This window comes from Burkholderia sp. R-40, from assembly GCF_049942845.1.
Lineage (GTDB): Bacteria > Pseudomonadota > Gammaproteobacteria > Burkholderiales > Burkholderiaceae > Burkholderia > Burkholderia ambifaria.
This window is the reverse complement of the sequence record NZ_CP187969.1, coordinates 903,125-920,109: the sequence shown is the minus strand read 5'-3', so window position 1 is coordinate 920,109 and position 16,985 is coordinate 903,125. Positions and strand designations below refer to the sequence as shown.

The following is a 16,985-nucleotide window of genomic DNA, read 5'->3' as shown; positions in this document are numbered from 1 at the left end:
CCGCCGTCGTGCCGTTACTGGCTCGCCAGCTGGGCCTGGGTGTAGAAGCCGTCCTTCACGACGACGTCGACGTTGCGCTTCGTCAGCAGCGTCGGCTGCAGCAGCACCGTGTCGACCTTCTTCTTCCCGTTGTCGTATTGCGCGTTGAACGCGGGCTTCGTGCCCTTCGCGAGATCGACCGCGAGCTTCGCGGCTTCGCTCGCGATCAGCTTCAGCGGCTTGTAGACCGTCATCGTCTGCGTGCCGGCGATCACGCGCTTGACCGCCGCGAGATCCGCATCCTGCCCGGACACCGGCACCTTGCCGGCCAGATGCTGCGCGGCGAGCGCCTGGATCGCGCCGCCCGCGGTGCCGTCGTTCGACGCGACGATCGCGTCGATCTTGTTGTTGTTCGCGGTCAGCGCGTCCTCGACGATCCGTAGCGCAGTCGACGCGCTCCACTCGGGCACCCATTGCTGGCCAACGAGCTTGATGTCGCCGCGGTCGATCGCCGGCTTCAGCACCTTCAGTTGTCCTTCACGCAGCATCTTCGCGTTGTTGTCGGTCGGCGCGCCGCCGAGCAGGAAGTAGTTGCCCTTCGGCTTCGCGTCGAACACGCCCTGCGCCTGCAGTTCGCCGACCTTCTCGTTGTCGAACGAGATGTACGCGTCGACATCCGCATCGAGGATCAGACGGTCGTACGACACGACCTTGATGCCGGCCTTCCGCGCTTCGGCGACGACGTTGCCGAGCGTCTTCGAATTGAACGGCACGATCACGATCACGTCGACGCCGCGCGAGATCAGGTTCTCGATCTGGGAAATCTGCCGCGCCTCGCTGGCGTCGGCCGACTGCACCGACACCTTCGCGCCGAGTTTCGTCGCGGCCGCGACGAAATAATCGCGATCGCGCGACCAGCGCTCGACGCGCAGGTCATCGATGCAGAAGCCGATTTCGGGCTTGTCCTTGCTCGCGTGCGCGAGCGGTGCGCCCAGCGCGAGGATTGCCAGCGCGGCGGCGCCGGCGAGGGAACTCAATACGGTACGACGCGTCACGGATTTCATGTCTCCAACTCCTTGTTATTGGACAACTTCACGAACGCCGGGCGGCCGCCGGAATGCGCCGCCCGCATCGAGTCACTGCAACGCACAGGCCATCAGCACGTCACGCGCCCGTTGCAAACACCGGTTCGAGCGCGCGGTAAAGCGCGCGAAACGTCGGACGCCGCACGTCGCGATACCACGCATGCCGCGCGAGGTCGGGCTCGCGCACCGCGACGATCGGCGGCTGCGGGCACACGTCGTCGAGCGACGCATCCGGTTCGAGCGCGAGATGCGCAAGGCGCGCGGCGCCCAGCGCCGGCCCCACTTCGCCACCCGCTCGCAGCGTCAGCGCGCGGCCGCTCAGATCGGCGAGCATCTGCGTCCAGTACGCGCTGCGCGAGCCGCCGCCGATCACCGTGATGCTGTCGGGCGCGAGCCCGGCCGCATGCAGCGCATCAATGCCGTCGAGCAGCGCGAATCCGACACCTTCGAGCGTCGCGTTCACGAGATCCGCACGCTGCGTGTCGGGCGTGAGCCCGTAAAACACGCCCTTCGCATTCACGTCGTTGTGCGGCGTGCGCTCGCCGCTCAGATAAGGCAGGAACCACGGGCGGCTCGTGCGCGCGTTCGTCTCGGCATCGTCGAGCAACGCCGCGACGCCGCCGTAACCGGCCAGCTGCGCGCTGAAGTCGAGGCAGCCGGCCGCGTTCAGCATCACCGACATCAGGTGCCACGTATCGGGCAGCGCATGACAGAAGCTGTGCACCGCCGATTCCGGATTCGCGCGAAACCCGTCCGACACCGCGAAATAAACACCCGACGTGCCAAGCGACAGAAGCCGTCGCCCGCCGTAGATGGCCGACACCCACCGCGCCGGCCGCGTTGTCGCCGCCGCCGGCCACCACCGGGATCTCGCGCAGCCCGAGCGCGCGCGCGACGGCCGGAAGCAGCGTGCCGGTCACACTGTTGCCCTCGAACACGGCCGGCATCTGCGCGCGCGACAGTCCGCACGCGGCCAGCAGCGCGTCGTCGTAGTCGCGCTTCGCGACGTCGAGCCACAGCGTGCCGGCGGCATCCGACGGATCGGTTGCGAACGCACCGGTCAGCCGGTAGCGCAGATAGTCCTTCGGCAGCAGCACGTGCGCGATCCGCGCGAACACGTCGGGCTCGTGACGGCGCACCCACAGCAGCTTCGGCGCGGTGAAGCCGGGCATCGCGACGTTGCCGGCCACGGTGCGCAGTGCCGGTGCAAGCCGCTCGAGTTCCGCGCACTCCGCATCCGCGCGGCCGTCGTTCCACAGGATCGCGGGGCGCAGCACGTCGCCATGCGCGTCGAGCAGCGTGGCGCCATGCATCTGGCCCGACAGGCCGATCGCGGCGATGTCGTGCGGATCGATGCCGGCCGCGCGTGCTTCGTCGACGAGCGCGGCGAGCGCGCCGCATGCGGCGTCCCACCAGTCGTGCGGCGCCTGTTCGGACCAGCGCGGCCGCGGCCGGCTCACCGTCAGCGGGCGGCTCGCGCTCGCGCGCACCGCGCCGTCGCGGTCGAGCAGCACCGCCTTCACGCCCGACGTGCCTAGATCGAGTCCGATATACATGGCGTCAGCGCAGCCCGTAGATCGCCTGATTCACGATGTTCTCGAGCCGCTCCTGCGCGCCGCTCGCATGCCGCGGGTCCACGCCGCGCGCGAGCGCGTCGTCGGCGAGCGACTGCAGCGTATAGCCGCCCGACAGGATCTTCTGGCCGAACGCACCGTCCCACTGCGCGTAGCGCTGCCGGCGCAGCGCGTCGAGCCGGTCGTTCTCGACCAGCACCGCCGCGCGTTCGAGCGCGAGCGCAAGCACGTCGATCGCGCCGACATGGCCGTAGAACAGGTCTTCCGGATCGACGCTCTGGCGGCGCACCTTCGCGTCGAAATTCATCCCGCCGGTGGTAAAGCCGCCGTGGCGCAGGATCTCGTAGAACGCGAGCGTCAGTTCCTCGACACTGTTCGGAAACTGGTCGGTGTCCCAGCCGTTCTGCGGGTCGCCGCGGTTCGCGTCGACGCTGCCGAACACGCCGAGCGCGAATGCATTCGCGATCTCATGATGGAACGAATGACCGGCGAGCGTCGCGTGGTTCGCCTCGATGTTCACGCGGATCTCGTTCTGCAGTCCGTACTGCACGAGGAAGCCGTGCACGGTCGCGACGTCGTAGTCGTACTGGTGCTTGGTCGGCTCCTGCGGCTTCGGCTCGATCAGCAACGCGCCCTTGAAGCCGATCCGGTGCTTGTGCTCGACGACCATCGACAGGAAGCGCGCGAACTGGTCGCGCTCGCGCTTCAGGTCGGTATTGAGCAGCGTCTCGTACCCTTCGCGGCCGCCCCACAGCACGTAGTTCTCGCCGCCGAGCCGGTGCGTCGCGTCGAGCGCGTGGCACACCTGGGCCGCGGCCCACGCGAATACATCGGGGTTCGGGTTCGTCGCCGCGCCCGCCGCGAAGCGCGGGTGCGAGAACAGGTTCGCGGTGCCCCACAGCAGCCGCACGCCGCTCGCCTGCTGGCGCTCGCCGAGATAGTCGACCATCCGCGCGAAATTGGCCGCGTACTCGCGCAGGCTGTCGCCCTCCGGCGCGACGTCCGTGTCATGGAACGTATAGAACGGCGTACCGAGCTTCGTGAAGAATTCGAATGCCGCATCGGCCTTCAGCCGCGCCCGCTCGAGTGCGTCGCCGGGTTGCTGCCAGGGCCGCTGGAATGCGCCCTGCCCGAAGATGTCGTGCCCCGGCCATACGAACGTGTGCCAGTAGCACACGGCGATCCGCAGATGCTCGGCCATCGTCTTGCCGAGCACACGCTTCTCGGCGTCGTAATGGTGGTAGGCCAGCGGGTTGTCCGACTGCGGACCTTCGTAACGAATCGCGGGAATGTGTTCGAAATACGACATGGTGTCTCCGTGCAGGCTCTTGTTGCAGCGCAACGCGCGTCGCGACGACGCACGCGGCCGAATTCGGTTGACTGGATCGTGCCCGTGCGCCTGCCGGCCGGCAATTGCGAAATTGCGCAGCATGCTTAACGTTTCTTGCCAGTTGCTGCGCGCGGCACGCGTTCCGTCCTACAATCGCCGGACACCAGAACACCGCGCGCCGCCGCCCCGGGCGCGCCCCGGAGACAACGGCACGACGCGCCCGGCGCGCGTGCCCCGACACCAGATGAACCGCGCCCCTTCCGCCCAGACACCGCACCGCATCGCGCTGCTGTTCAACGCGAACAAGGTCTACGACCGCGAGATCATCAGCGGCATCGGCCAGTACCTGCACACGACGCGCGTCGTGTGGGACCTGTTCCTCGAAGACGACTTCCGCTGCCGGCTCGCCGGCATCGAGCGCTTCGACGGCGACGGCATCATCGCGGACTTCGACGATCCGGCCGTCGCCGACGCGCTCGCCGGTTCGCCGCTGCCGATCGTCGCGGTCGGCTCGTCATACGAGGATCCGACGCAGTATCCGGACGGCGTCCCATATATTGCGACCGACAACCCCAAGCTCGTGTCGCTCGCCTATACGCACCTGATCGGCGCGGGGCTCGCGCATTTCGCGATGTACAGCCTGCCGGCCGCGCAGGAGAATCGCTGGGCGCAGCAGCGCGAGCTCGCGTTCGACCGGCTCGCGCGGGCGGACGGGCTCGACGCGCCGATCTACCGCGGCGTGTCGACGAGCGCGTCGGGCTGGGATCACGCGATCGAGCAATTGATCGGCTGGCTGCATGCGCTGCCGAAACCCGTCGGCGTGATCGCGGTCACCGATGCGCGCGCGCGGCACCTGCTGCAGGCGTGCCTGATCGCCGGCATCGCGGTGCCGGAACAGGTCGCGATCATCGGCATCGACAACGATCCACTCACCCGCACGCTGACGCGCATTCCGTTGTCGTCGGTGATCCAGGGCACCGAGGAAATGGGCCGCACCGCCGCACACCTGCTGCACCGGATGCTGCGCGGCGCGCGTTTTCCCGGCCAGCGCATCCTCGTGCCGCCGGTCGGCATCAACGTGCTCGAATCGACGCGCCACCAGCCTCTCGCGAGCCCACACGTGATGCGCGCACGGCATTTCATCCGCCAGTACGCATGCCAGGGGATCAAGACCGAACAGGTCGCCGACTATGTCGGTGTGTCGCGCTCGCTGCTCGAAGAGCACTTCCGGCGCGAACTGCAGCGCACCGTGCATCAGGAAATCCTGCGTCACAAGCTCGAGGCCGCCCAGGCGCTGCTCGCGGCCCGCAATGCGTCGAGCGCGGAAGTCGCGATCCGCTGCGGCTTCACGTCGCTGCAATACATGTATGCGGTGTTCCGCCGCGAACTCGGCTGCACGCCGCGCGAATACCAGGAACGCACCGCGCCTGCCCACTGAATTCACCGCCCACGAGCGAACCCACTCATGCACATCGATACCGCCACTTCCCGCCCGGCAGCCGACCTCGGCCGCATTCCGTCCGAGCCGTGGGGCACGCCGCCCGGCGGCGATCCGGTGCGGCGCTATACGCTGCGCAACGCGCACGGCATGCGCGTCGTCATCAGCGATCTCGGCGCGACCGTCGTGTCGTGGCTCGCCCCCGACCGCACCGGGCGCTTCGCCGATATCGTGCTGGCCCATGACACGCCGGCCGACTACGTCGAATCGGGCGCGTACCTCGGCGCGACGGTCGGCCGCTGGGCGAACCGGATCGCGGCTGCGCGCTTCACGCTCGACGGCGTCGACTACACGCTCGACCGCAACGAGAACGGCAACCTCCTGCACGGCGGCGCGAGCGGCTTTCATCGCGCGCGCTGGGACGTGATCGACGACCACGGCGGGTTGACGCTGCGGCTCGATTCGCCGGAAGGCGATGCGGGGTTCCCCGGCAACGTGCGCGTGCAGGTGCGCTATACGCTCGACGACGACGGCACGCTGACGATCGACTATACGGGCGTGACCGATGCGCCCACGCCGTTGAACCTGACGAATCACAGCTACTTCAACCTGAGCGGACGCGCGGGCAGCGACGTGCGCGGGCATCTGCTGCAGATCGACGCCGATGCGTTCGTCGAAGTGGACGACGCGCTGATCCCCACCGGCACGGCCGACGTGACGGGCAGCGCGTTCGATTTCCGGCAGAGCGCGCCGATCGGCGCGCGCCTCGACTGGCCGCATGCGCAGCTCGCCCGCGGGCGCGGCTTCGATCATTGCTATGTGCTGCGCGAGCCTGGGCGCGGCGTGCGGCCCGTCGCGGCGATCTACGATCCGGAAAGCGGCCGGGAGCTCGCCGTGTCGACGGATCAGCGCGGGCTGCAACTCTATACGGGCAACTATCTGGACGGCGTGCGCGCAAGCGGCGGTGTGTCGTGCGTGCAGCATGCGGCGCTGTGCGTCGAAGCCGGGTTCTTTCCGAACCAGGTGAACATGAACGCGTTGCGCGACGAAACCATCCTTCAGCCGGGCGACACCTATCGCCAGACGACGCGGTATCGGGTCGGCGTGCGCGCGTAGCGCCAGATAGTAGGCAACGCACGCGTTCTTTGCATCGGCATCGGCGGCTGCGCTACGCTCGTTTTCGCCTCGTGTCGTCTCGTATCGAGGCTGAAATTTAAGCGCTTAAACCGCCGATGCCCGCGATCAGGCAATCGACCGACCGGGCCAAACACTGGAGGATGACAATGAATAGAAGATCGATGTTGCGCTGGAGTGTCTCGACCGCCGCACTCGCCTACGTCGACCTGGCCGGCGCGTTGCCGGCCGTCGCGCAAGGCGTTGCGCGCGGCGCGGGCGGCGTCCCGTTCGCGATGGGTGCGGACGTGTCGACGCTGCCGGAGCTCGAGGCGCACGGCGCGCAATACTTCGACCGCGGGCACCCGCGCGACTGCCTGAAGATCCTGCACGCGCATGGCGTCGATTCGATCCGCATCAAGGTCTGGAACGATCCCGGCAACCCGGACTTCTTCCCCGCGAACCAGAGCGATGCGGCCGGGTACAACAATGCCGCACACGTCGTGGCGCTCGCGAAACGTGCGGCCGCGCTCGGGATGCGGATCCTGATCGACTTCCACTACAGCGACTGGTGGGCCGACCCCGGCAAGCAATATCCGCCGCATGCGTGGGCCGGCAAGAATCTCGCCGAGACACGCGCGCTGCTGTCGGCCTATACGACCGACGTGCTGCGCCAGTTGCAGCGCGCCGGCGTGCGGCCCGAGTGGGTGCAGATCGGCAACGAGATCACCGGTGGCATGCTGTGGCCGCTCGGCCGCTACGACCAGTGGGACAACCTCGCGCAGCTGCTGAAGACGGGCCGCGATGCGGTGAAGGCCGTCGATCCGCGCATCAAGGTGATGCTGCACATCGACAGCGGCGGCGACAACGCGAAAAGCCGCTGGTGGTTCGACAGCGCGACGCAGCGCGGCGTGACGTTCGACGTGATCGGCCTGTCGTATTACCCGCAGTGGCAAGGCTCGCTCGACGACCTGCGCAACAACGCGAACGACCTCGCGGTGCGCTACGACAAGGAGCTGATCGTCGTGGAAACCGCGTATCCGTGGACCACCAGCGACGGCGACTCGGAACCGAACGCGATGACGAACACGGGCTCGACCGCGTTCCCGCCGTCACCGGCGGGCCAGGCGCAATTCCTCGCGGCGGTCGTCGATATCGTGAAGGGCGTGCCGGGCAATCGCGGCAAGGGCGTGTTCTGGTGGGAGCCGGAATGGATCCCGACACCGGGCGTCGGCTGGAAGGTCGGCGCGGGCGATCAATGGGACAACAACACGTGGTTCGACTTCCACGGCAACGCGCTGTCGTCGCTCGACGCGCTCCGCCGGCGCTGATCGATCCCGTCTGACGACATCACGGCATCACCGCACGGGCGCCTTGCGCGTCAGTGCGGTGCATCGAAGCGGCGCCGCGCAGGCGCCGCCGTGCCCCCCTGCTCACCGCGCGCATCCCGAGCGAGCAGCGCAAATGCGACGAGCGCGAGCCCGCAGCACCCCGCGAACGTCGCGCGATAGCCGAACAGGTCGACACACGCGCCCGACAGCACGCCCGACGCGATCGAGCCGACCCGCGCGGTGCTGAAGAACATCGCGGTCGCGGTGCCGGGGCGCGTGGGCATCAGATCGCACACGCGCGTCATCCCGAGGCAGGACGTGATCGCGACCACGCACGCGCTCAGCAGTTGCAGCGGCAGGATCATGTCGACCCGCGTCACCGCCGCGAGCCCGACGAAATACGCGGCGTGCACGGCCGCGCACGCGGTCAGCCAGCGTGCCTTGTCGAGCCGCGTCGACCGGACGCCGAGCCACAACATCATCGGGATCTCGAGCAATGCGGCGAGACCCAGCGCGGCCGACACGTTCGTGGGCGTGCCGGCGAGTCCACGCACGATGTACAGCGGCAGCACGATCATCGTCGCGTTCGCCGCGAGCCCGATCAGCGTGAGCGCGACGAGGGTCCGCAGCACGCTCGCGCGCGGCGCGCCGACGATAGCCGTCGAATCGACGGGCGTCTTTGCGTCGTCGCCGACCGCGCGCACGTGAACGGCTGCCGGCCGCCGCGCGGGCTCCGGAATCCGCGCGACGATCGCCGCGCACGCGACAAAGCCCGCGGCGGCCGCGAGAAAGAGCCCGGTAAAGCCCGTCTGCGCGAGGATCAGCGCGCCGAGCGCGGGACCGAACACCCACGCGACCGACAGCATCGTGCGCAGCGCGGCCGACGCGAGTTCGCGCTGCGCATCGTCGTCGACCGGCAGCACCGCGCGCGCGAACGAAAAGATCTGCGACAGCGACACGGCGCCCGCGCCAAGCAGGATCGTGCCGGCCGCGATCACCGGCCCGTGCGCGCGCAGCACGCACAGCAGCGCGAAGCCGAGCGCGGCGGCAGCGAGCGATACGATGAGCAGCGGCCGGTGGCGGTCGCGGCGATCCGACCACCGTCCGGCCCACGTGCTGGCGACTACACCGCTCGCCGCGATCAGCGTCATGAAGACACCCGCGAGCAACGGCGACATCCCGGCCGCCTCCACGCCGAACAGCGACAGGTACGGCGCGGTAAACGACATCGCGACGCCGAGCATCAGCGCCGCCGCGGACAGCGGCACGAAATGCGCGATCCGCGCGAGGCGCGCGACATGCAACCGCGGCGACGGCAACGACTGCATCGCGTCAGTCCGGCTCGACCCATGCGGCGACGTCGACCGCGCCGAGTTCGGGGCCGCCGAGCACGAAGCCCGCACCGTCCGGCGCGGGCAGCATGCACGGTGTGTCGCCGTAGTTGAACGCGAACACGACGCGCCCGCGCCGGCACAAGCGCACGCCGTCAGGCAGTTCGCGCACCGGCAGTCCGGCATCGCGCGCGCAGCGGCCGACGATTGCGCGCAACAGCGCGGGATCGAAGCACGCAGTCGCCATCGTCACCTGACCGTGCCGCACGAGCGCGGGCACGCCGTCGTCGCAGACAGCGAGCACGTCGATGGGGGTGCTCGCGTCGAGGTCGATGTGATCGCGCCATTTCAGCGCATGGCCGTCGACACCGTCGAACGCGACGCGCGGCGCGAGCGACGGCCGCAGCGACTCGACCTGCGCGATCCGCACCGGCAGCACGTCGCGCAGCTTGCCCGGCGCGAGGCCCGGCACGATCGCGAAGTCGACGGTGCGCGACCCGGTGCGCGGCCCGAACAACCAGTGCGCATTCCCGCGCGCGGCCTGCTCGACGACGCGATCCGGCACGACCGGCAGTGTCGGCGCGACGACGAGCGCATAACGCGACACGTCGGCATCGGCCGCGACGATATCGACGTCGAGCCCCAGTTCGCGCAGCGCGCGATACCAGTCGAACGCGTGCTGCTGATAGTCGAAACCGGCGCCGTGCGGCTGGATCCGGATCATCCAGTCGGCCGTGTAATCGAACAGCAGCGCGACGCGGGCCGGCTCGCGCGCGCCGGCGACGAGTGCGGGATCCAGCACGGCCAGCTCGCGTGCGACACGCGCCACTTCACGGCCGCCCGGCGACAGCTGGTCGTCCGGTGCGTTGAGCCCCGAGTGCAGCTGCTCCTGCGCATGCGGATACTGCCGCCAGCGGAAATACGACACGAGCTCCGCGCCGTGCGCGAATGCTTCCCACGTCCACAGCCGCACCGCGCCGGCGTGCGGCACCGGGTTGTACGGCCCCCAGTTGACGGGCCCCGCCTGTTGCTCCATCACCCACATCCGGCCGTTGCCGACACCGCGATACAGGTCGTGCGAGAACGCCGACACGTCGGGATGGCCGGTGCGCGCCCAGCGCCGCTTGTCGGCTTCGTCGAGCGGCAGCACTTCGGTGCGCGGCACCGGGTAGCTGTCCCACGCGGCGACATCGAGGCCGCCGCGCGCGAACGCGTAGTGATCGAACTCGGTGAAAAATCCCATGAAGTTGTGCAGCACGTCGCGGCCCGGCGCGTGCGGACGGATCGCATCGACCTGCGCCGCATGGAACCGCGCGACCTCGTCCGACTGATAGCGCCGGAAGTCGAGCAGATGCGCGGGGTTCGCGTCGGTCGGCGTATGGCGCGGCAGCTCGATCTCGTCGAAGCCGCGATATTCCATGCTCCAGAACACGTTGCCCCACGCGCGGTTCAGCGCGCCGATATCGCCGTAGCGCACGGCGAGCCACGCGCGAAAGCCTTCGAGCGCCGCACGCGTATAGCTCGGCAGCGTGTTGTGACAGCCGAGCTCGTTGTCGGTCTGCCAGGCGATCACCGCCGGATGCGCGCCGTAGCGCCGCGCCATCGCGTCCGCGATACGCACGCAGTGCTCGCGATACACGGGGCTCGCGATGTCGTAATGGCGACGCGAGCCGAATTGCCATACCGCGCCGTCCGCGCCGACCGGCAGGATCTCCGGATGGCGATCGACGAGCCATTTCGGCGGCGACGCGGTCGGCGTGCCGAGTATGACCTTCAACTGGCGGCTTGCGAGCGTGTCGATCGCTTCGTCGAGCCATGCCCAGTCGTAGCGGCCGGGCTCCGGCTCCATCCGGCTCCACGCGAATTCGGCGATCCGCACGTGGGTCAGGCCCAGTTCCGCCATGCGCCGCGCATCGCGCGCCCATTGTTCGCGCGGCCAGTGTTCGGGGTAGTAGCAAACGCCGAGGTGCATCGTGGATTCCTTGCTGGAGAGTGGAAGGTGGGGGCCATCAGCCTTTCGTCGCGCCGAACGTGAGCCCCGCGACGAAGTGCTTCTGCATCGCGAAGAACATCAGCACCGACGGCAACGCGGCAAGAATCGACCCGGCCGACACGAGATTCCACGACGTCGTCCATTGCCCCTTCAACGCCGCGACGCCCGCCGTAATCGGCGCGGCCTCATCGCCTTGCGTGAGGCACAGCGCCCAGAAGTAGTCGTTCCACACGAACGTGAACACGAGAATCGCGAGCGCGGCCAACGCAGGCCGGATCAGCGGCAACACGATCCGCCAGAACACCGTCCATTCGCCCGCCCCTTCAATCCGCGCCGCCTCGATCAATTCGAACGGCAACTGCTTGATGAAGTTACGCAGGAACAGCGTGCAGAACCCCGTCTGAAACGCGACATGAAACAGGATCAGCGCCTCGACGGTATTGAACACACCGAGCCGCAGCGAAAGATCCCGCACCGGAATCATCAACACCTGCACCGGCACGAAATTCCCCGCGACGAACGTCCCGAACAGCGCGGTACTCCCGCGAAACTTGTAGGTCGCGAGTGCAAAGCCCGCCATCGCCGCCAGCGCGATCGACCCGATCACCGACGGCACCGTGATCTGCACGCTGTTCCAGAAGTAATGCAGCATCGGCGACGTGGTCAGCGCGTCGCGATAGTTGCTGATCATCGAGAAGTGCCGCGGCCAGCCCCAGTAGTGACCTTCGACCAGCTCCTCGGTCGAGCGCACCGACGTGACGAACACAGCGATCATCGGCAGCAGCCAGATCACGAGCGCGACGGGCAGCGACAGCTTGTACAGCACGGCGCGAGACGGGCTTCCAGTGGGCAACGGGTGTCGGAAACATGAGGAATGCACTCCCGGTAGGTCACTGCTCGTTGCGCAGCATGCGGCGCAACTGGAACACGATGTAGACGAGCATGATCGCGAACAGCACGACCGCGATCGACGCGGAATAGCCGAGCCGGTAGTACTTGATCGCCTGGTCGTACATGTAATACGCGAGCACGGTCGAGCTCTCGAACGGGCCGCCGCCTGTCATCACCGAAATCAGGTCGAAGCTGCGCAGCGCGCCGATCACCGTGACGACGATCGCCATGAACGTGGTCGGGCGCAACTGCGGCAGCACGACGTGCCACAGCAGCGCGAAGCCGCGCGCGCCTTCCATCCGCGCCGCTTCGATCTGCTCCGGATTGACCGACGTGAGCCCGGTCAGGTACAGGATCATGCAGAACGGAATCTGCGGCCACAGCGCGGCGACGATCACGCCGTAGGTCGCATAGCGCGGATCGCCGAGCACCGGGATCCCGTGCCCGACGATCAGCGCGAGCAGCCCGAAGGTCGGATCGTAGAACCACGAGAAGATCAGCCCGACCACCACGCCGGACAGCACGAACGGCGCGAAGAACAGCGACTTCACGAGCCGGATCCCGTAGACGTTCTGGTTCAGGTACAGCGCGAGCGCGAGGCCGAGCGGCGGCGCGGCGAGGAACAGCGCGAGCCACAGCACGTTGTTGCGCAGCGCGGTGTAGAAGGTCGGCGCGTGCAGCAGCTCGACGTAGTTCGCGAGACCGACGAACGTGCGCTCGGCTCATCCCGTCCCAGTGATGCAGAAGCTCAGCCACATGCGTCTGACAGGATCGGCCACATCACATAGACGGCAACCAGCGCGAATCCCGGCAGCACGAACAGCAGCGCCGCGCGGTTGCGCCAGCGCGCGAGCGACGCGCGCGCACGCGCAACGCGCGTGGCGGCGGCTGCACCACGCGGCGGCGCGGCGCTTTCGGACAGGCTGGTTGACATTGAGGTGACCTTCGACGAAACGAGACGAAACGGACGAACCGGGCGTGACGGCAACGACGCGGCGCCGGACCAGCATGGCCGGCCCGCCCGCGTGTCGCGTTACTTCCGGTAGATGCGCTTGCGGGTCTGCTCGAGGCGTTGCAGGATCGCGTCGAGCTGCGTCGGGTCGGACAGGAACTGCTGCATCGCCTTCATCCCCTCGTCCGCCATTTCCTTCGTCATGTCGCGGTCGTAGAACTGCGCGATGCCGCCGGGCGTCGACGCGAGCGTGCGGAAGCCGATCTTCGAGATCGGATCGGCCGGCTCCGGCGACTTGCTGTTGGCCGACAGCTAGCCGAGCCCCTTCGCGAACTTCGCCCCTGACGGGCGTTTGCCCGATGAACGCGAGCAAGCGACGCGCGTCGGCCTTGTTGTTCGCCTTCGTCGGCACGATCTGCAGCGATTCGACCGGGCCGTCCTCCGCGGTCGGCACCGTCGCGTCGATGATCGGGAAGCGGTAATAACCCGATCGGGTTCCTGCTTCACGTTCAGCGGAAAGCCCGCCGCGATGACCAGGTGCCCATCAGCGTCATCGCGGCCTGGCCGTTGACGATCAGCGGGCTCAGCGAATCGACGTCGTAGGACAGCGCGTTGTCGATGAAGTAGCCCGAGTCGATCAGCGACTTCCATGTCGTGTAGACCTTCTTCACGCGCGGGTCGGTGTACGGCACGTCGCCGGCCATCAGCTGCTGGTGGAACGCGTTGCCGTTCAGGCGCAGGTCGAGATAGTCGAACCAGCCGGCGAGCGTCCACGCGTCGCGCGCCGCCACCGCGATCGGCGCGATGCCGGCTGCCTTCAGCTTGCGGCACGCATCGAGAAACTGCGTCCAGGTCTTCGGCTCGTCGGCAATGCCGACCTTGCCGAACAGGTCCTTGCGATAGAAGAGACCATACGCGTCATAGCCGAGCGGCAAACTGTAGAGCTTGCCGCCGTAGGTCGACGACTGCGCTGCGCGTCGACGCGTACATCGCGTCCCAGCCGTTCTTCGCCCAGTCGCCGCTCAGGTCCTCGAACAGCCCGCGCTTCGCGTAGTACGCCATGCGCTCGCCCGCATGCCAGTTGACCACGTCGGGCGCAACGGTCGTGAGCCACGCAGGGAGCTGCACCTTGTACGCTTCCTCGTCGACGTAGGTGGCCTTCACGTCGATGTCGGGATGCGCCTTGTGGAATGGCTCGATCATCGACTGCCAGATCGCGCGCTGGCTGGCGCCCGTGAACGCGACGTTGATCGTCAGCGTGCCCGCATCGGCCGTCCCCGCGGCGAACGCCGCGGCAGTCGTCAGGGCAAGCAGCAGTCGGCTCGCACGAAGTCTCATCGTTGTCTCCTGGTATTGGTGTGATGTGATGGGTGCCGCGTCGCGCGGCGGATCGGCGCCGCGCCGCTATGCGAATGCCGCTTCGGCGTGAATGGCCGGCAATGCGATGCCGGCTTCGTCGAACAGGTGGCAGCACGACGGCGGCACGCTGAACGCATGACGCTCGCCGCGCCGCAACGCAGCCTGGCCCGGCAGTTTCGCGAGCAGCGGCACGCCGCCGGGCTGATCGAGATGCACGTATGCGGCTTCGCCCAGTTGCTCGACGAGCGCGACGTCGCGCACGATCGCCGGCAGGTCGGCCTCGCCGGACCCCGCGACCGTCAGATGCTCGGGACGAATCCCGAGCGTCACGCGCGCGCCGCTACCGACGTGGCGCGGCAACGGGCGATCGCGCAGAATCAGCGTTTCGCCGGTGCCGTCCAGGCGCAGCCGGCAGCCGTGCGCATCGCTCGCTTCGACCACCGCCGGCAGGAAGTTCATCCGCGGCGAGCCGATGAAGCCCGCGACGAAGCGGTTGGCCGGCCGGTGATACAACTCGAGCGGCGCGCCGGCCTGCGCGATGCTGCCGAAGCGCGCGACGTCGTCGCCCGCGTGCAGCAGCACGATCCGGTCGGCCAGCGTCATCGCCTCGATCTGGTCGTGCGTCACGTAGACGGAGCTCGATTGAGCGAAGCGCGCGTGCAGGCGGGCGATCTCGACGCGTGTCTGGCCGCGCAGCGTCGCATCGAGATTCGACAGCGGCTCGTCAAACAGGAACACGCGCGGCTCGCGCACGATCGCGCGGCCGATCGCAACGCGCTGTCGCTGCCCGCCCGACAGCGCCTTCGGCTTGCGATCGAGCAGCGTGTCGAGTTCCAGGATCTTCGCGGCCTCGGTCACGCGCCGGCGGATCTCGTCCTTCGGCGTGCCGGCGATGCGCAGCCCGAAACCGATGTTCTCGAACACCGTCATGTGCGGAAACAGCGCATAGCTCTGGAACACCATCGCGACACCGCGCTCGGCAGGCGGCGTGTCGTTCATGCGCGCGCCGCCGATCCGCAGCTCGCCTTCGGTCACGTCCTCGAGCCCGGCGATCATCCGCAACAACGTGGATTTGCCGCAGCCCGACGGACCGAGAAACACGCAGAACTCGTGCGAGGCAATCTCGAGGTTCACGTCGCGCAGCACCGGCGCATGGTCGCCGTAGCGCTTCGAGACATCCTTCAATGAAATGGCGGTCATCGCGCTCTCCTCTCCCAGTCAGGCGCTGCGGATCGAAAAATTTAACCGCTTAAATTTCGGTGGCGCAGTTCTCGCGGTTGGCCGTACCATGTCGTCTCCTTCATCTGTTGTGTCGAGAAATTAGCGTATCGCCTGTCCCTGTGCAACTTGTGGGACGCGCTCCCAGAATATGAGCAGACACTCCCCCGCTCCATTTCCGTCGCGTAGCGTTGCCCGACCGGCCGCAGGTCGCGCATGGTGACGCTCGCGCAAGTCGCGCGGCGCGCGAACGTCACCGCGGCGACCGTCTCGAACGTGTTGCGCAATCCGCAGAAGGTGAAGCCGGCGACCGTCGAACGCGTGATGGCGGCGATCCGCGAACTCGGCTATCGGCCGAATCTCACCGCGCGGGCGCTCGCCGAAGGCCGCACGTCGACGCTCGCGCTGATGCTGTCGAACATCACGAACCCGTTCTACCCGGAGTTCGTGCTGGCTGCCGAGCGCGAGGCGCGCAAGCGCGGCCATTACCTGCTCGTGTCCAATACCGACGACGATCCGGCGATCACGCGCAACTACCTCGAGCGGATCGCGGGAACGCTCGCGGCCGGCGCGATCGTGATGAACACCGATCTCGCCGAAGCCGAACTCGCCGACATCGCGCGTCACGGCGCATCGATCGTGCTGTGCATGTGGGAGCACGTGCATGCATCGCGCACGCTGCCGTGCGTGACCGTCGATTTCGCGGCGGCGGGTGCGCTGGCGGCCGCGCATCTTTCCGGGTTGCGGCATCGCGCGTTCGGCGCGCTCGTCGGCAAGGGCTCGGGCGGCCCGCAGTCGGTGCGGCTGCGCGGTTTCGCCGACGAACTCGCGGCACGCGGCCATCCGGCGGATGCGCTGACGACCGTGTCGGCGCACGATTCGATCGAAGGCGGCTACGAAGCGGCCGCCGCGCTGCTGCGCGAGAAGCCCGGCCTCACCGCATTGTTCGCGACCAACGACCTGATGGCGATCGGCGCGATGCAGGCGGCCGCCGATCTCGGCCTGCGCGTGCCGGCCGATCTGTCGGTGGTCGGCATGACCGATATCCAGCTCGCTCATCAGTTCCGCCCTGCGTTGACGACGGTGCGGTTCCCGACGTCGCAGATCGCCGCGCGGGCGATCGCGCTGACGCTCGACATGATCGACGGGATCGAGCCGGCCGCGGCCGTGCATACGATCGGTGCGCCGGAGCTAGTGGTGCGGGAGTCGACGGGGGTGGTGAGGGGGTGACGAGTCGACGTTGAGACAGGGCGAATCCTTGGCTCCTGGCGATTGGAATACTTCTGTCGGAGAGATCCGCTGAGCAAGCAGGGATGCGGACGGATGTAGATTTTGGGGTGTTTTTCGCGCTGCGGGGTGTCGACTCAGAAACGATCCAACGGCAAAGCGGA

At 67.9% G+C, this 16,985-nt stretch carries 9 protein-coding genes and 4 pseudogenes; 4 read left to right on the top strand and 9 right to left on the bottom strand.

Going from position 1 to position 16,985, the window contains the following annotated elements; translation table 11 throughout:
• Positions 1–14: 14 nt before the first annotated feature.
• The 3 genes and pseudogenes from xylF to xylA all read right to left on the bottom strand — a co-directional run bounded on the left by xylF (position 15) and on the right by xylA (position 3,947).
• Positions 15–1,043: a D-xylose ABC transporter substrate-binding protein gene (xylF, locus tag ACP26O_RS32870; protein WP_175665730.1), complete on the bottom strand. Its 1,029-nt coding sequence runs from the start codon at positions 1,041–1,043 to the stop codon at positions 15–17.
• Between the two features lie 100 nt (positions 1,044–1,143).
• A pseudogene (xylB, locus tag ACP26O_RS32865) lies at positions 1,144–2,620 on the bottom strand (xylulokinase).
• 4 nt (positions 2,621–2,624) lie between these two features.
• A complete protein-coding gene (xylA, locus tag ACP26O_RS32860) occupies positions 2,625–3,947 on the bottom strand; it encodes a xylose isomerase (RefSeq protein WP_175665732.1) in 1,323 nt (440 codons plus the stop codon).
• Between the two features lie 265 nt (positions 3,948–4,212).
• On the opposite strand from xylA, the gene ACP26O_RS32855 reads away from it, so the two are divergent.
• The 3 genes from ACP26O_RS32855 (at position 4,213) to ACP26O_RS32845 (ending at position 7,850) form a co-directional block, all read left to right on the top strand.
• Entirely contained in the window at positions 4,213–5,406 is a 1,194-nt protein-coding gene (locus ACP26O_RS32855; RefSeq protein WP_105788575.1) for a XylR family transcriptional regulator, read from the top strand.
• Between the two features lie 27 nt (positions 5,407–5,433).
• Positions 5,434–6,522, top strand: a complete 1,089-nt coding sequence (locus ACP26O_RS32850; RefSeq protein WP_175665733.1) for an aldose epimerase family protein — start codon at positions 5,434–5,436, stop codon at positions 6,520–6,522.
• Between the two features lie 167 nt (positions 6,523–6,689).
• Entirely contained in the window at positions 6,690–7,850 is a 1,161-nt protein-coding gene (locus ACP26O_RS32845) for a glycoside hydrolase family 53 protein (RefSeq protein ID WP_175665734.1), read from the top strand.
• Positions 7,851–7,900: 50 nt separating this feature from the next.
• Here ACP26O_RS32845 and ACP26O_RS32840 read toward each other — a convergent pair whose 3' ends face one another.
• The 6 genes and pseudogenes from ACP26O_RS32840 to ACP26O_RS32815 all read right to left on the bottom strand — a co-directional run bounded on the left by ACP26O_RS32840 (position 7,901) and on the right by ACP26O_RS32815 (position 15,576).
• Positions 7,901–9,178: a sugar efflux transporter gene (locus ACP26O_RS32840; RefSeq protein WP_175665735.1), complete on the bottom strand. Its 1,278-nt coding sequence runs from the start codon at positions 9,176–9,178 to the stop codon at positions 7,901–7,903.
• Between the two features lie 4 nt (positions 9,179–9,182).
• Positions 9,183–11,153, bottom strand: coding sequence for a beta-galactosidase (locus tag ACP26O_RS32835; RefSeq protein ID WP_175665736.1), 1,971 nt, complete (start codon positions 11,151–11,153; stop codon positions 9,183–9,185).
• Positions 11,154–11,190: 37 nt separating this feature from the next.
• Positions 11,191–12,043, bottom strand: a pseudogene (locus ACP26O_RS32830) (carbohydrate ABC transporter permease).
• 21 nt (positions 12,044–12,064) lie between these two features.
• Positions 12,065–12,999: pseudogene (locus ACP26O_RS32825) on the bottom strand (carbohydrate ABC transporter permease).
• Positions 13,000–13,098: 99 nt separating this feature from the next.
• Positions 13,099–14,355 (bottom strand): annotated as a pseudogene (locus ACP26O_RS32820) (ABC transporter substrate-binding protein).
• Between the two features lie 66 nt (positions 14,356–14,421).
• Positions 14,422–15,576, bottom strand: a complete 1,155-nt coding sequence (locus tag ACP26O_RS32815; protein WP_426356422.1) for an ABC transporter ATP-binding protein — start codon at positions 15,574–15,576, stop codon at positions 14,422–14,424.
• 234 nt (positions 15,577–15,810) lie between these two features.
• On the opposite strand from ACP26O_RS32815, the gene ACP26O_RS32810 reads away from it, so the two are divergent.
• Positions 15,811–16,824, top strand: a complete 1,014-nt coding sequence (locus ACP26O_RS32810) for a LacI family DNA-binding transcriptional regulator (protein WP_175665739.1) — start codon at positions 15,811–15,813, stop codon at positions 16,822–16,824.
• The last annotated feature ends 161 nt before the right edge of the window (positions 16,825–16,985 follow it).

Bases quoted from the DNA above. Each gene is read 5' to 3' on its own strand.
- ACP26O_RS32845 (WP_175665734.1), top strand. From the start codon at position 6,690: ATGAATAGAAGATCGATGTTGCGCTGGAGTGTCTCGACCGCCGCACTC.
- ACP26O_RS32815 (WP_426356422.1), bottom strand. From the start codon at position 15,576: ATGACCGCCATTTCATTGAAGGATGTCTCGAAGCGCTACGGCGACCAT.
- ACP26O_RS32855 (WP_105788575.1), top strand. From the start codon at position 4,213: ATGAACCGCGCCCCTTCCGCCCAGACACCGCACCGCATCGCGCTGCTG.
- ACP26O_RS32840 (WP_175665735.1), bottom strand. From the start codon at position 9,178: ATGCAGTCGTTGCCGTCGCCGCGGTTGCATGTCGCGCGCCTCGCGCGG.
- xylA (WP_175665732.1), bottom strand. From the start codon at position 3,947: ATGTCGTATTTCGAACACATTCCCGCGATTCGTTACGAAGGTCCGCAG.
- ACP26O_RS32850 (WP_175665733.1), top strand. From the start codon at position 5,434: ATGCACATCGATACCGCCACTTCCCGCCCGGCAGCCGACCTCGGCCGC.
- xylF (WP_175665730.1), bottom strand. From the start codon at position 1,043: ATGAAATCCGTGACGCGTCGTACCGTATTGAGTTCCCTCGCCGGCGCC.
- ACP26O_RS32835 (WP_175665736.1), bottom strand. From the start codon at position 11,153: ATGCACCTCGGCGTTTGCTACTACCCCGAACACTGGCCGCGCGAACAA.
- ACP26O_RS32810 (WP_175665739.1), top strand. From the start codon at position 15,811: ATGGTGACGCTCGCGCAAGTCGCGCGGCGCGCGAACGTCACCGCGGCG.